The following is a 15,152-nucleotide window of genomic DNA, read 5'->3' on the forward strand; positions in this document are numbered from 1 at the left end:
AGTATATGAAACCTGCAAATAATCATGGTATTAAACGCGTAATTAGAGCGACTGGATTTTCGATGCAAGGCCTTAAACTTGCGTGGAAACATGAAGCTGCATTCAGACAAGAATTGATACTCGCTATCATTATGTTACCTATAGCGCTATTAGTTGACGTCACCACTGTAGAGCGCATTTTACTGATCTTTGGTTTGTTTTTGGTGCTAATCGTTGAGCTATTAAATTCAGCGATTGAAGCTGTCGTGGACAGAATTAGTGACGAGATCCATCCACTAAGTGGTCAAGCTAAAGATATTGCATCAGCAGCGGTATTTATGAGCTTAGCTTTTTGTGGCTTAAGCTGGGCGCTGATCTTATTGCCTAAATTTATATAACGCTCTTTTCAGTTAAACATGCTCTTTCTGTTAACGACATCTCGCTAGCGAAAGGGCATCTTGTGCCATAGAGACCAATATAAGCCCCTATAACACGTCCACCGTCTGCAAAATCACATCAGAGTTAAGTCACGTTTAGTACACTTTCTGTCATTTCCTCCACAAAACACGCCAAAACTAGTTAAAAATACAGTTTTACTGCAACAGATCAAACAAATTACACATATCTTGAAACAACTTATTCACATTTTGACATATGCTGTTATGCTGTTTCTAATATCTCTAAGCACTTGACTCGATTCAAATGCGAAAAATAAAAATTATAAAAGATTGCGGAGTTACTTTTAATGTCTAAAAGTTTCACATTTATCACAGCCACGTTATTGGCCTTGATGACAAGTTATAGTGTCAAAGCCGAGAATAATACCATTATTCGCGTGGGTGGTTTTTATGCAAATACTGATTCAAGTATTGATGTTAACGATCCTCTTCTGGGCAATAATTTCTCCCTCGATTTTGAACAAGACTTAAAGCTTGAAGAGTCTCAGTTTTTACCCTTCTTTGAATTCACTTACCAATTTAACGAACGACACAATGTTTATGTAGACTGGAAACAGCTGCACCGTAACGCACTCGTCCAGTCGGTCGAAAAGCCATTTCAATTTACTTGGGATGACATTACTTATGATGTCAAATCTGGAATTGCATTAGATACCACGCTAAATATCGATATTGCACGTATCGGTTATGGCTATGATATTTGGCAAGGTGATAACTACGACGTTGGTGTGTCGATTGGTTTGCATGCCATGTTTATTAAAACAGCTTTCAGTGGTGATATTGGGATCTGTGACGTCGATACTGAAACTCGCTGCCCTGACACGATTAGCATTCCTAAAATTGTTGATGAGAAGCTGACTGCCCCCCTACCTGATATCGGTGTCTATGGCAGTTATGAAATTTACCCTGGATTTAAGTTCAGCGGACACGCACAATATTTCTATATCAAGCTAGATGAATTAAAAGGCGGCTTAGTCGATATTAGACTCGGTGTCGAAGCGGCTATTACTGATAACTGGCATATGACCGCTGCATTTAACTATTATGAAGTTGACGTGGAATTTACCTCTAATTTAAAAAATACTGATTTAAAAATTGCCGATTACAATATTTACTACAGCTTTACAGGACCCATGCTTTCAGTGAGCTATCAGTTCTAATTATCATTAAACTGATTTTAGTTCCCTCTGTGATAGCAATAAAAAAGACACCTTGCGGTGTCTTTTTTATTGGTTGCTAACTATCTCTCTAAGCTATTTCCCATCTTGGGTACGCCTATTTTTAAAGTCAGACTCTTCTAGCCATTTAGGCCAATCATCATTATTGGCAAGCGTCGCAAGAATGTCGGAAATTAGGCTGATATCTTGGCGTACGCCACCTAAGGTCCAATTCGGATCATAGTCATCCGCTTCCTTATGGTATTTATGGGCAATGTAATCAGGATCTGTGTCACCAAGACTCATAAATAGCAAACCCGGCACGCCTTCTTGCGCTAATGCGAAATGATCAGAGCGGAACATAAGTCCATTTTGCGGCAGAGGATCACCCTTTACAAAACGATCTTGATGCTTAGCAGCATCATTCAGGTAATGCTCCATTTCTGATACGCCTTCACCATAACGCAATATGTAATCGACGCTATTATTCACGTTCATGCCATCTATATTTAAGAAAGAGACAATCTTTTTGGTCGGTATCGGCGGTTGTTTTGCGAAATGCTGTGCACCTATTAAGCCCGTTTCTTCAGCGGTGAATGAAGTAAACAGTATTGAGCGCTTAAAGGGTTGCTCTTTAGCACGTAAACTAAATATTCTGGCAAGCTCGAGTACACCAGCGACACCACTGGCATTATCAACCGCACCATTATAGATATGCTTGACCCCTTTTTTATCGGTTCTGGTACCGAGGTGATCCCAGTGAGCATGCATCACCACCATTTCATCAGCACGGTCACTCCCTGGGAGTAACGCCATAATGTTGTATGACTGAGCACGTTCAATAGTGTTATTTAGCGCTAGGTTAGCCGTGGTTTTTAAAGAGACAGCCTTAAAATTGGGCTTAGCGGCTTTTTGCTTTTGCTGCTCATAATCTAAACCTGCCTCAGCAAAAATCTGTTTTGCGTTTTGATGCTGGATCCAACCCATTACACCCACTTGACTTAGGTTGTTATCATCATCAATTAAGGTGAATTTACTGCCTGTATTTGAGTTTTGCACCACGCCCCAACCATATGCCGCTGGCGCAGTTTCATGCACAATAAAAACGGCCTTTGCCCCCTGCCTCGCCGCTTCCTCATATTTATAGGTCCAGCGGCCATAATAGGTCATGGCATTACCTTTAAATAGTGCCGCATTCTGGGTAGCAAAGCCTGGATCATTAACCAATACAATGACCGTTTTATCTTTTACATCAATGCCTTGATAATCATTCCAGCCATACTCTGGTGCGTTTATGCCATAGCCGACAAAAACCACTTCGCTATTTTCAAGTTTAATGCGCTCGCTTATTTGCTGTGTGCGCGCGGTAAACTCGGTGCCATTGGTCAGGTTTAACGAACCAATATTCAAGGTCATATTCTGATCTGCTGTAACTTTTGCCAGTGGCACAGGCTGCAAATAACGGTCGCCAAAACCAGGTTTTAAGCCAATTTTCTTAAATTCGGCTTCAATATAATTTAGCGTCAATGTCTCTCCTGCTGACAAAGGCGCGCGTCCGCCGTACTCATCGCTAGCAAGTGTTTTAACATGGGTTCGATATTTATCAAGATCTAGCCCAACAGGGCTTTTATCTGAATGGGCAAATGATGGTATGGCTAACGCAGACAACACGCTTGCTAGTATGAGTTTTTTCACTGATTATCCCTTAATGTTTATAATCTTGTTTTTATTTTAATTATTTGCTTCTTTGTGGCTTATTTTCATTAAAGAGATGTATCCACAAAGGTAAATCATAATAGAATGGCTTTATAAAATGCACAATGATGCTATCTCTCATTCGCATAATAATGACAAAGTGAGTCAATTAATAAAGTTAAGGCAAGAAAATGTCAAATCAATTGCTAAGGGAAGCCGCGGCTAAGTTAAAAAAAGCCATCCCCTTGATGCTAAAACACCAAATTCCCACCACGCCGACCAATTATGCTTTGTGGTATGCGTATGTCGGTCAAAGTAGTCCAGAGCTCAATCGGCAGTTAGATGAAGTGATCAGTCAATACCGTACTTGCCCCCCGAGTCAGGGCGAGCGCTTATATCAAGCATACCTTTCAGATCCAATAGAGTTAGACGTTATTGAAATGCGTCAAAATCTCGATGCGATGGTGACGGATCTATCGCAATCATTGAAAGATACCAATCTCGATGCAAACCAATATCAAACTAAGATTAACACCAACTTTGATAAGCTAAACAAAATTGAAAACGAAGGTTTCTCTATTGAAGAAGTACTGACACTGGTTAAAAGTCTCGCCAGCGACGCACACGATATTAAAAACAGTACCCAGCACTTTACTGATCAGTTAGCCCATGCACAGTCAGAGATTAATCAGCTTAAAATTCAGCTGAAAAAATCTGAGCATGACATGCATTTTGATGCGTTAACTAGCGCGCTAAATAGAAGAGCATTTAATAAGGATATCAAAGGACTCATTGAGCAAACTCCCGAGGGATTATGCCTAGTCATTGCCGATATAGACCACTTTAAGGATTTTAATGATACTTATGGCCACCAGCTGGGCGATCAGGTGTTAAAAGCGGTTTCAAGAAGGCTCAATGAAAGTTGTCATGACGGTATTAAACTCTATCGTTTTGGGGGTGAAGAGTTTGCTTTATTGGTGCCAATGAGCCAATTAGGTCGGGCGAGACAACTTGCAGAATCAATGCGCCGTAGCCTTGAAAAATTAATTTTAAAGGATAAACGTAAAGATCAACGTGTCGATAATGTCAGAGCATCATTTGGTGTCGCTCAATACCAAGAAAAAGATACCGATTCAACATTGATTGAACGTGCCGACAAACAGCTCTATGAAGCAAAGCGCCTTGGTCGCAATAGAGTGATGCCGATGACTCATTAAGCTTTTCCCCATTCCGACTAAAGCGCTTCTACTTTATCAAACGGCACTGCGGTAACCACATAACGCAGTGGCCCACCCGCCACAGCACTATCAAACGGATAACAAGTCACTAATGTTAACTTCGTCTCTCCGACATTGTCCATCACTGAGACGTCACTTTCATGTACAACTTGAGTCTGCATTACTTGATATAACACTTCTATGCCCTCAGCATTTTGTAAGGTGATGAGTTGCCCAATTTGAGTACCACTTAATAGCGAAAAATGGGTATCTCTATGGCCGGCTATGACAGTATTACCACGGCTATTAATCTTTGCAGAAGACAATACTTGAGCGGGACCAAAGGCTAGGTTACGACCCGATGCACCCGATAACACATATAGACTGCGGTTTTTCGTGACTGATGCATTCTCCCTTTGGATAGGTGTTGCTGTCACCTCACTGTTTGAAGCAATAAACTCAAGTTTGGCGACCGGATATGTGTCAGCCCACGACCAAGGTTTATGTTGCTGCTGATCATCAAGTGTTTTCTGCCACGCTTGCTGTATTAAGAATTGTGCAAAGTAGGCTTTGGCTTGCATATAAGCTCCTTGACTAACAAACGTTAGCCCTAAAATGAACAGTAAACAGGTAAAACCAATATGCAGCCGCCGATATGTAAAGCTGAAGCGCACTGCTGCATGCCGATAAGCCATACTCATGTAATAACCTTAGTGACTTGACGGCGAGTACCACTGCCATTACCGCAAAAGGACACTGAGTAAAGTATCGACAAACCCAATAGCATGCTGCCCAATATTAACCAAGCATAGCTACTGGTCGCGGTTTGCGGTAAACGCTGCCATCCCTTTGGCATATGAGGTAAAACCTGTCCGTCAACAACCATGACACCATCAGGTCGAGCCGGTGTTTTATCAATGGCGACTAAACTGGTATAAGCACTCATCACATGATAATTAAGCGAGATGGCCGTGATCTGCTTTTCAATTCGATCATTATTAGCCGCTTCTTTTGATAGCTCCAATGCAGCAATCTGTTTTCTGGCCCAAATTAAGTCTAAACCCTTAGCGCCAGAGCTCTTTTCTATTGAAAGTTGTTGCTGCCAAAACTGGCCCGCTAACTGACCGCTAACGACGAACTCTTTCTCGCTATAGCTGGGGAGCTTCATTGCAACCATAATAGGCTCATGAGCATACAAATCAGGAATAGTGGCTGGCCAATAGTCAGGAATACTGCCATCAGCAAAGCGCAGCTCCACATCGGTGACCGTGGGTTTTTCAAGTTTATCGAGCATCGCGACCATTTTACTCTTCACTTCCGATTGTTTGCCTATATAGGTATAAGTGCCACGCCCCAACTCTGCTGCTCTTTGCATAAAATGGCCATTAGGGGCGGTGCCAATGCCAATCGTAAATAACCTACTACCGTGTAATTGATTACGAATTTGGTTGAATAGCTGCGGTTCATTACCCACGGCACCATCAGTAATAAACAACACCTGACGTAAAGACCCAGTTGAGCTAGCTTGCTGATTGAGCGCTTTATCTAAAGCAAGTGACATCTCTGTGCCACCATCAGCTTCTAAGCTTTGCACATAGGCTTGAGCCCTTCCTATGTTCTTAGCATTCGCCGTAAGGGACTGCTCTGCCAGTGCATACACGCGAGAGTTAAACTGCAAAATATTAAAGCGGTCTTGAGATGAGAGTCCAGATAACGCATAAATAATTGCAGATTTAGCTTGCTCAATAGCCTCTCCAGACATTGAGCCAGATGTATCTATTACCAAAATGAGTTCTCTTGGGGCGACCACTGTAGAGATACTCCCTTGTTGTGGCGGAAGCAGCATCACCAGTGCATATTGCGCTTGTGGTGTTATCGGTCTTTTTCCGCTCTTAGCGTCATCATTAGAGTGTGAGATCAGGCTTAACGGTGAGCTTGGTTGTGGGCCTAATTGTGATTTTGAAGCTTGATTAGTGTTTTGATTTAGCTGATGACCTAAATAGGTTTTACCCTGTTGGCTGAATATTGCAGCCGTTGGTGTACTGCCGACACTCGGTCGCCAATTTAATACAAAGTCACTGTTGGCCTTTGCGGCGATTAAATGAATATTGGCTTGACCATCATCGTTACGCCTAATGTTCACTTGATGATACGGGCTATCAATCTCACTGATTGCCAACCCCGCATCTAGCTCTACTTCGATATCAACGCTATTGATCCAGTTTTGGCTTTTTTTTTGACTGACACTATTCCAAACATCCACTGCTGCAGTGGCATAATTTGCAACTGATGTAGCAATGAAAGTTGAGTTTGAGTTTGAGTTTGAGTTTGAGTTTGAGTTTGAGTTTACAGATGCGGCAGCGGCAGCGGATCCCGCTTTGGGATAATATCTAGGTGCCACAACCATAGGAAAACGCAAACTAAACATACCTTGGTCATAATTGACCAGCTGTTGATAATTGAGTTCCACCACCAAGGTCTCTCCAGGGGCTAAGTTGGCGACTTGAGCGCTGAAAATGTTAGCTTTTTTTTGCTCTAGTAAACTGGCTTTTATACCGGCCTTTTTTGCTTCATTAAATAAAGCTTTAGCCTTACGTTTTTCTTTTATCTCACCCTCGATGACTCTATCGCCGATCAGCATTCTGAGACCATCGACGGCTGCTTCACTAGGCAGAGGGAAAACATATTCACCATTGACCCAAAACGGTTGGTCATTATGAAATTCATGCCGCACAGACACTCGGTTGGTCCAGCCAGAGACCTGCATATGGACTTGTGTTTTCATGGGCAATGACACATTTTTGTTCCCCATGGCATCAAAAGTAATCAAGCTACCTTGCTGGATCTCATCATTTAATCGATAAGCACTATCGGCTGATTCAAATCCAACAGATTGAGCTGATCCCGTCGCGCTCACTGCTGCCGTATACATCGTCGAAACTAACAGTAACAAAGCACGTTGCCAATGCCGTACTCCTTGGCGTTTGTTAACCAATATCATTTGCCTAGCCATCTTTATCTCCTTATAAACGCTAAGCAATCTGAACAGAGACTTCAGACTGCTATATCAGCGTGACTCTAGATGGGTTAGCGAGCAGGATTGGCTGCTAGTTCGCTATCATGTGATTGCAGTTTTAGGGTGACGCGGCGGTCAAAAAAGTCATTTTCAAAGTTCTGTTCCGCCGTTAACGGCGATGTAGCGCCATAAGCTTGATAATGCAAACGGTCATTAGCGACACCTTGTTTCACTAAATAGCTTGTCACTTCAGCAACACGCTGCTCCGATAACGCTTGGTTATAATCGCTATCACCACGTCTATCTGCATAACCGGTGACATCTAACGTCAACTCAGGTGACAGCGACATCGCGTAAGCCACATCATCAAGTTGCTGAGCAAAGTGAGGTTCGATAGATGATGAGCCCGTTTTGAATTGCACATTAAGACCCAATGCTAATTCAGTTAGCTTTTGCTCCTGTGCCATTTTAAGTGTTGTTAGCTGTTGCTGGGCAGCTTCATATTGAGTTGATAATGCGATTAATGATTCATTTTGTTCATTAAGAGTGGCGAGCTCACCTTGCTTACTATCTAGCATCACTTGCTGGTTTTTTATCTCATCATCATCGCCTACAGACTTGCCCAATAAGCTCCCTGCAAAAGCTCCAATAATGGCGCCGACAGGGCCACCGACGACAGCGCCAACAACAATGCCAGAACTTAACCCAATGAGCTCTTCGTTATGACTACGTTCTGTGCTTTCTGCCGTTTCAGCGGCGCTAGCGTGAGATGAAAGTGTGATAGCGGCAATAACCAGTGATGCGATAATATGCTTTTTCATAATATGTCCCTTTTAAGTGTTAACTCATATTCAGTTGCCGAGATACGGCGTCATTTCAATAACGCTATTAAACAGCAGCCAAATGTCTTCAAAAGGGAGCAAACATGGCAATTTAAATATCAAATGTGGCAACAAAAAGGCAATCGACTCTACTGCCTTTAAACGCAGATAAAATCCTGTATAGTCACAATCAATTACAGAGATAACGCTATAAGTAACAAGCCATGAAACGAATCGCGATAGTAGAAGATGAAGCCGCCCTTAGAGAAAACTACAAAGATGTTTTGCAGCAGCAAGGTTATAGCGTTCAGGCTTATGCTAATCGACCTGAGGCAATGCGCGCTTTCAATACTCGACTACCTGATTTAGCCATTATTGATATCGGCTTGGAGTATGAGATCGACGGTGGATTCACTCTTTGCCAGTCACTTAGAGCAATGTCGAGTACAGTACCGATTATCTTTTTGACCGCTAGAGACAGTGACTTTGATACCGTATGTGGTCTACGACTAGGCGCTGATGATTACCTCAGTAAAGATGTTAGCTTTCCGCACTTAATTGCTCGACTTGCAGCGCTGTTTAGACGCTCAGAGCTTAAAGATACCAGCAATGACAATAATCCATTGGTCGAACATGGTTTGCTGTCGATTGATATCAACCGCATGCAAGTGTATTGGTCAGGCATTCAGATTGAGTTGACGGTCACCGAGTTTTGGATGGTGCATGCACTTGCGAGGCGACCAGGCCATGTCAGGCAGCGCCAAGAGCTAATGCAAGAGGCTAAGATATTTGTCGATGATTCAACCATTACTTCTCACGTAAAACGGATCCGTAAAAAGTTTCTCGCCCAAGACACGCAGTTCAACTGCATTGATACGGTTTATGGAATGGGTTATCGATGGGACGCACAAAGCTAATAGTTATTCTATATCGAGAAATATATGTTTAATCTTCCTATAGGCCTACGTGCCAAAGTCGGTGTCTTATCTCTATTCTTGCTGTGTCTGCCATGGCTCGGTTACGAATATGTGTGGGAGATGGAAAAGTATTTACGCCTTGGCCAAGAAAAAACCCTCGAAGGCACCACTCAAGCACTTGCCACTGCATTACACGAGCGGCCAAAACTATTTGATAGTCAAGCAAGCTTCCTAACTCAGGTAGAGAAAGGTCGCGATCTATACGCTTATCCATTAGCAGGCCCTATTCAACTTGATGGCAAGTTAGGTGACTGGCAGCCGTACCGTCACAGCTCACTGCACTATGGTGAAGATTATCAAGTATATAAGCACGATCCAGCCAAGCCATTAGGCATCGAATTTACTCATATGGTGGGCAAATATGCTGGTTACCTTTATGGCTTTTTTGAAGTCACCGATCCGCAGGTTATCTATCGCGGTAAAAACAGCTTAAGCATTGACCGCAATGATCATATCGCCATTGCAACTTTAGCCCCCGATGGACAGTTTCGCCGCTATGTTGTTGCCACCACTAAAGATGGTTGGATCAGCGCATTTGAGCTACCAGAAGATCCAGCACTGACAACGCCTGTGACACCCGAAGTCAAAATTCAGGGTAAATGGCTTAAATCAGCTAAAGGCTACAACGTCGAACTGCGGATCCCACTCGAGATGGTCGGCAGTAAACTCGGATTTGCCATCTATGATGTAAACGACAGTAATACTCGACAATTAGAAGCGATTGTCGGCACCTCAGCGATTGATGATGTGAATAAGCTCGGCACGGTATTAGTGCCTTCGCCAGAAATCGAAAGCATCATTAAGGGCATGGCCCACAATAGCTCAAGGATCTGGGTCGTCGATAGGCATGGGCGAGTACTGGCCAAGTCTGGTGATATCCGCTCCGACAATAGTGTTTGGGCGCGCTCCACAGTCGAAAAAGAGGGTAAGAGCACCTGGGACAGGTTTAAGCAGCAATACCTATACCCGCTTTATTATAAAATTTTAACTATCCCTGCTAAAGACTTTATCGATTCATTACAAGACTCAACCGTACTGCAAGGCAGTCACATCAATAAAGCATTAAAGGGCAAACAGGGCTCCACATGGCGACTCACACCCGATAACAAAGCAGTGGTTTTAGCCGCTGCCAGCCCTATTTGGATCGATGATAAAGTCATGGGTGTGGTCATTGCAGAAGAAACCACTCATGGGATCCGCACCCTTCGCAATAAAGCCTTAGAGAAGCTGTTTAATGTGATTTTAACGATTATGAGTATGGGGACATTGGCACTGTTCTTTTTTGCGTCCAACATCTCTAGCAGAATACGTAAACTGCGTGATGAAGCCGAGCGAGCAATTGATAATCAAGGACGTATTAAAAAGGCAATTAAAGGCTCGAAGGTCCGTGATGAAATTGGCGATCTGTCTCGTAGTTTTGCCAGTATTGTAAGTCGATTAGGCGAATATACTCACTATCTAGAAAACATGTCTTCGCGCTTATCTCATGAGCTACGTACGCCTGTTGCTGTGGTTCGATCGTCACTGGAGCATCTGAGTCTGCAAACGCTTAACCCTGATAGCCGTAAATATGTTGACCGGGCACAGGAAGGTGTTAACCGCCTTAATATGATCCTCAATAATATGAGCGAAGCCACACGACTCGAAGAGAGTTTAACCCATGCTGAAAAGTCACTGTTCCCACTAGAGAAAGTGATTAGTGGCTGTATGCAAGGGTATCAAATGACCTACCCTAATCAGCTTTTCAAGATTGATGTCGACTCACAAGCTATGTATGTCGAAGGCGTACCAGAATACATTGCGCAGCTAATGGATAAGCTTATTGCGAATGCGCTGGAATTTAGCACCCCAGACAGTGCTATCGAAGTGAGCCTTAAAGCACACAATAAAGTTGCCCATTTATCGGTAGCCAACTATGGCACGCCCTTGCCTGACAATATGTCACAGCAGATCTTTGAATCTATGGTCTCTGTCAGGGCTCAGAAAGCCCAAGATAAGCCACACTTAGGACTTGGACTTTATATTGCTCGATTAATCAGCCTATTCCATAAAGGAAAAATCAGCGCACAAAATAGAGTCAATGAACAAGGCGCTGTTTTTGGGGTTGAGATTTTAATCCAACTGCCTATCAGTAAAGAAAAACCAGCATAGCGAAATGTATGAACATATTGACACTTCACTTTAGCCGTTTAGATGTTAAGATGGCTAAAACTAAAAAGCCCTATTGTGGAAGTAGAACCCTATGAAAAAAGAAACGCAGATAATTAGTCTTGGCCGTGACAAAAAGTGGACCCAAGGTGTAATAAACCCACCCGTTTTTCGCGCATCAACCATGGTGTTTGATACGATGGATGAACTGCGTTTTGCTGCTAAAAATAAGGCCAATGGCGAGATGTTTTACGGTCGCCGTGGCGGACCGACTCATTTTGCATTTCAAGCAGCAATTGCCGAACTTGAAGGTGGCGTAGGCACCGCACTTTACCCTTCTGGTAGCGCAGCTATAAGCAATAGCTTGCTGTCATTTTTAAAAGCGGGCGATCATCTGCTGATGGTCGACAGTGCTTATGAACCTACCCGCGACTTATGTAATAAGTTATTAGCAGGCTATGGCATTGAAACCACTTACTATGATCCTATGGTAGGTGAAGGCATCCGCGATCTTATTCAACCAAACACTAAAGTGTTGTTTTTAGAGTCTCCTGGTTCTATCACCATGGAGATTCAAGATGTGCCAACCCTAAGCCGTATTGCACATGAACATGATATTGTGGTGATGCTGGATAATACGTGGGCATCCCCCATCAACTCACGTCCATTTGAGATGGGCGTCGATATTTCGATTCAAGCGGCGACTAAATATATTGTTGGCCACTCCGATGTAATGATGGGCACATCCACCGCCAATGAAAAACATTGGGAACAGTTACGCGAAAACAGCTACCTTTTAGGCCAATGCACCTCACCTGATGATGTCTATCTTGCCAGTCGTGGTCTGCGTACCCTAGGTATTCGTCTAGCTCAACATGAGCAGAACGCATTAAAAGTCGCTAACTGGCTTAATAGCCGACCAGAAGTTGACCATCTGCGTCATCCAGCTTTTGACACTTGTCCTGGTCACGAGTTTTTCAAACGTGATTTTACAGCTTCTAATGGTTTGTTTTCATTTGTATTAAAACAGGGAAACCTGCAATCCGTCACTGCTTTTGTTGAAAACATGCAGCACTTTAAGATGGGCTTTTCATGGGGCGGCTTTGAAAGCCTTATTTTGGGTGTGTTTGGTATCGATAAAATACGTACCGCCACTCAATGGGACAGTAGCAAGCCGCTTATTAGGCTGCATATTGGTCTGGAGAACGTCGATGATCTGATTGCCGATCTCGACGCCGCATTTGACCGCTTCAATGCCGAACTAAACCGATAGTATTAGTACTAACCGACATAAAAAATCCGAGACCTAGAGATAGGACTCGGATTTTTACTTTTCATCAGCTTACTAAATCGTAAATGTCATTAACTAAAGAGCTGATCAGCAACAAATGGGTTTTGTACCCGCTCTTCCCCAAAGGTAGACAGCGGACCGTGACCGGGAATAAATTGTACTTCTTTACCCAAAGGCCAGAGTTTTTTAGTAATAGAGTTAATTAAATCTTGATGATTAGATTGAGGGAAATCAGTACGGCCTATTGAGCCTCTGAATAACACATCGCCAACCCATGCAATGTCTGCCTCTTTGGCAAAAAAGATCACATGACCAGGAGTGTGTCCAGGACAATGGAGTACCGATAAAACTTGATTACCGACATTGACTTCATCGCCCTCTTCTAAATAACGAGTGGGAGTAAATGGATCGCAATGTACAAAACCAAAGTGCTTACTTTGTGTTGGTAACGTTTCTAACCAAAAACTATCCGCCACGTGTGGGCCAACAATCGGTATATCTAACTGTTCCGCAAGAGCTTGCGCAGCGCCCACATGATCGATATGTCCGTGAGTCAACAACACCTGCTCAACCACTACATTATTTTTGGCTGCTTCTTCTAAAATACGCTCTAGATTACCACCGGGATCGACCACAGCTCCTTTCAAGGTTTGCTCACACCAAATTAAGCTGCAATTTTGTTGAAATGGCGTGACGGGTATTAACTGATACTTCATCGTTACTCACCTAAAGGTTATTTAGCCGTGGAATGGCTAAAGATTACGCCACCTTGGCCATTTCCTCTATTAATAAATGATAGAACATGAACTAACGCTCACAAAATGTCATATTTATCGTTTACAAGATCGAAGCTGATTAGCCATAAGTTGAAACCATTCACCTAGTGACTATTTCGGTCTATACCCATCCGACTAGAAGATGTTCGTTTCAGAGGCCTTGTGCTCGTTCAATTCTAGGCGCATTAGTCTGTGTTACTGCTTTTACCAAGGTTTCCACTGAGTCCTGCACCTCAGGTTAGATGGGTATATAATCTTCAGCTCTGTTGCCCCTAAAAATACTCAAAAAACTAAGGCTTATTCAATGACAACACATCTCACCTTTGCAGGCATGGTTGCTCGTAAACACACCTTCACACTCCCTCTTGATTACCAGCAACCTAACGGTGAGACAATAAACGTTTTTGCGCGCGAGCTTGTCAGCCCTGAAAATCAACATAAAGCGCTGCCCTTCATCGTCTTTTTTCAAGGTGGCCCCGGATTTGGCGCGGTAAGACCTGCTGCTAATGGCGGCTGGATAAAGCGAGCTCTGCAAGAGTTTCGTGTGCTTTTGCTCGACCAACGCGGCACCGGACTGTCGAGCCCTGTGAGCTCAGCTAGCCTTATACATTTATCCACAACGCAGCAAAGCCAGTACCTAAGCCATTTTCGTGCAGACAACATCATTCGCGACGCCGAAGCTATTCGTCAACAGCTTGTTGGCGATGAGAAATGGTCTATTCTCGGGCAGAGCTTTGGTGGTTTTTGTGTATTAAAGTACCTCAATGATGCACCACAAGGCCTTAAAGAGGCCTATATCACTGGTGGCATACCGTCTCTTACTCGTAGCGCTGATGAGGTCTACCAAGCCACTTATCAACGTGTTATCGCCAAGAATAATGACTTTTTCAGCCGTTTTAGTGACGCACAAGGTTTGATTAAAGCCTTAGCGCAACATATCAGCGAACATGATGTAAAGCTGGCGACAGGCGAGAAACTCACTGTTGAGATGTTACAGTTGCTGGGGATCAACATCGGCATGGAGCAAGGCCCTGAGAGCGTCTACTACTTATTAGAACAAGCACTCATTACCACGGCTAGCGGCACTATAGTTAACCCGCTATTTCTAGCCCATTTCTGCCAAATGTTAGACTACAATAGCAACCCCATTTTTGCGCTGCTACATGAGTCCATTTATTGTCAAAACAACGCCTCAAACTGGTCAGCTCATCGCGTTAGAGCGCAATATCCACAGTTCAACTACACGTCTGATAAGCCTTTCCTCTTTACTGGAGAGATGATCTACCCGTGGATGTTTGATCAGTTCAGCAATCTAAGACCATTAAAAGAAGCCGCGACAACGCTCGCAATGAAGGACGATTGGCCTGCACTATATCAACAGACGGTATTAGCAGAAAATACCGTGCCTGTAGCAGCGGCGATCTATAGTGAAGATATGTTTGTTGAGATGCGTTACAGCCTAGAAACTGCCGCCAAAGTGGGTAACTTAAAGTACTGGTTAACATCGGAATATGAACACAATGGTATTCGGATGGATGGAGAGCACATTTTAGATAGATTAATTACAATTAATCGTGGGGAAAACTTGCGTTAATTAAGAAACACTTAAGATTACCA

The 15,152-nt window shown here is 43.3% G+C and carries 12 protein-coding genes; 7 read left to right on the forward strand and 5 right to left on the reverse strand.

Annotated features, from left to right (window positions below):
• The first annotated feature begins 5 nt into the window (after positions 1–5).
• Positions 6–377, forward strand: coding sequence for a diacylglycerol kinase (locus CXF82_RS15735; protein ID WP_102044534.1), 372 nt, complete (start codon positions 6–8; stop codon positions 375–377).
• A gap of 347 nt (positions 378–724) precedes the next feature.
• Positions 725–1,597 carry a hypothetical protein gene (locus CXF82_RS15740; RefSeq protein WP_101091520.1) on the forward strand — a complete coding sequence of 291 codons (873 nt, stop codon included), beginning with the start codon at positions 725–727 and terminating at the stop codon, positions 1,595–1,597.
• Between the two features lie 93 nt (positions 1,598–1,690).
• On the opposite strand, the gene CXF82_RS15745 is transcribed toward CXF82_RS15740, so the two are convergent.
• Complete coding sequence (locus CXF82_RS15745; RefSeq protein ID WP_102044524.1) at positions 1,691–3,289, reverse strand: M28 family metallopeptidase; 1,599 nt, start codon at positions 3,287–3,289, stop codon at positions 1,691–1,693.
• Between the two features lie 191 nt (positions 3,290–3,480).
• Between CXF82_RS15745 and CXF82_RS15750 the strand changes: the two genes are divergently transcribed.
• The gene (locus CXF82_RS15750; RefSeq protein WP_102044525.1) at positions 3,481–4,506 is read left to right on the forward strand and encodes a GGDEF domain-containing protein; all 1,026 of its coding nucleotides are present in this window, start codon (positions 3,481–3,483) and stop codon (positions 4,504–4,506) included.
• Between the two features lie 17 nt (positions 4,507–4,523).
• On the opposite strand, the gene CXF82_RS15755 is transcribed toward CXF82_RS15750, so the two are convergent.
• The 3 genes from CXF82_RS15755 to pdsO form a co-directional block, all read right to left on the reverse strand.
• On the reverse strand, positions 4,524–5,207 hold the full coding sequence (locus CXF82_RS15755) for a class GN sortase (RefSeq protein ID WP_374702374.1): 684 nt from the start codon (positions 5,205–5,207) through the stop codon (positions 4,524–4,526).
• Entirely contained in the window at positions 5,204–7,519 is a 2,316-nt protein-coding gene (locus CXF82_RS15760; RefSeq protein ID WP_102044526.1) for a marine proteobacterial sortase target protein, read from the reverse strand. Before CXF82_RS15760 ends, CXF82_RS15755 begins: the two co-directional genes overlap by 4 nt.
• A 74-nt stretch (positions 7,520–7,593) precedes the next feature.
• Positions 7,594–8,343 (reverse strand): sortase-associated OmpA-like protein PdsO, encoded by a 750-nt coding sequence (pdsO, locus tag CXF82_RS15765; protein ID WP_101091516.1) that lies wholly within the window; start codon positions 8,341–8,343, stop codon positions 7,594–7,596.
• A 224-nt stretch (positions 8,344–8,567) separates the two neighbouring features.
• Between pdsO and pdsR the strand changes: the two genes are divergently transcribed.
• The 3 genes from pdsR (at position 8,568) to CXF82_RS15780 (ending at position 12,741) form a co-directional block, all read left to right on the forward strand.
• The gene (gene pdsR, locus CXF82_RS15770; protein ID WP_101091515.1) at positions 8,568–9,260 is read left to right on the forward strand and encodes a proteobacterial dedicated sortase system response regulator; all 693 of its coding nucleotides are present in this window, start codon (positions 8,568–8,570) and stop codon (positions 9,258–9,260) included.
• 24 nt (positions 9,261–9,284) lie between these two features.
• A complete protein-coding gene (pdsS, locus tag CXF82_RS15775) occupies positions 9,285–11,471 on the forward strand; it encodes a proteobacterial dedicated sortase system histidine kinase (RefSeq protein WP_101091514.1) in 2,187 nt (728 codons plus the stop codon).
• 91 nt (positions 11,472–11,562) lie between these two features.
• Positions 11,563–12,741 carry a cystathionine beta-lyase gene (locus CXF82_RS15780; protein ID WP_101091513.1) on the forward strand — a complete coding sequence of 393 codons (1,179 nt, stop codon included), beginning with the start codon at positions 11,563–11,565 and terminating at the stop codon, positions 12,739–12,741.
• An 89-nt stretch (positions 12,742–12,830) separates the two neighbouring features.
• Here the strand turns inward: CXF82_RS15780 and CXF82_RS15785 are convergent, their stop codons facing one another.
• Complete coding sequence (locus CXF82_RS15785) at positions 12,831–13,475, reverse strand: MBL fold metallo-hydrolase (RefSeq protein ID WP_101091512.1); 645 nt, start codon at positions 13,473–13,475, stop codon at positions 12,831–12,833.
• Between the two features lie 364 nt (positions 13,476–13,839).
• Here CXF82_RS15785 and CXF82_RS15790 point away from each other — a divergent pair, with 364 nt between their 5' ends.
• Positions 13,840–15,129: an alpha/beta fold hydrolase gene (locus CXF82_RS15790; RefSeq protein ID WP_102044527.1), complete on the forward strand. Its 1,290-nt coding sequence runs from the start codon at positions 13,840–13,842 to the stop codon at positions 15,127–15,129.
• Positions 15,130–15,152: the final 23 nt, after the last annotated feature.

The organism is Shewanella sp. GutDb-MelDb, from assembly GCF_002836075.1.
Lineage (GTDB): Bacteria > Pseudomonadota > Gammaproteobacteria > Enterobacterales > Shewanellaceae > Shewanella.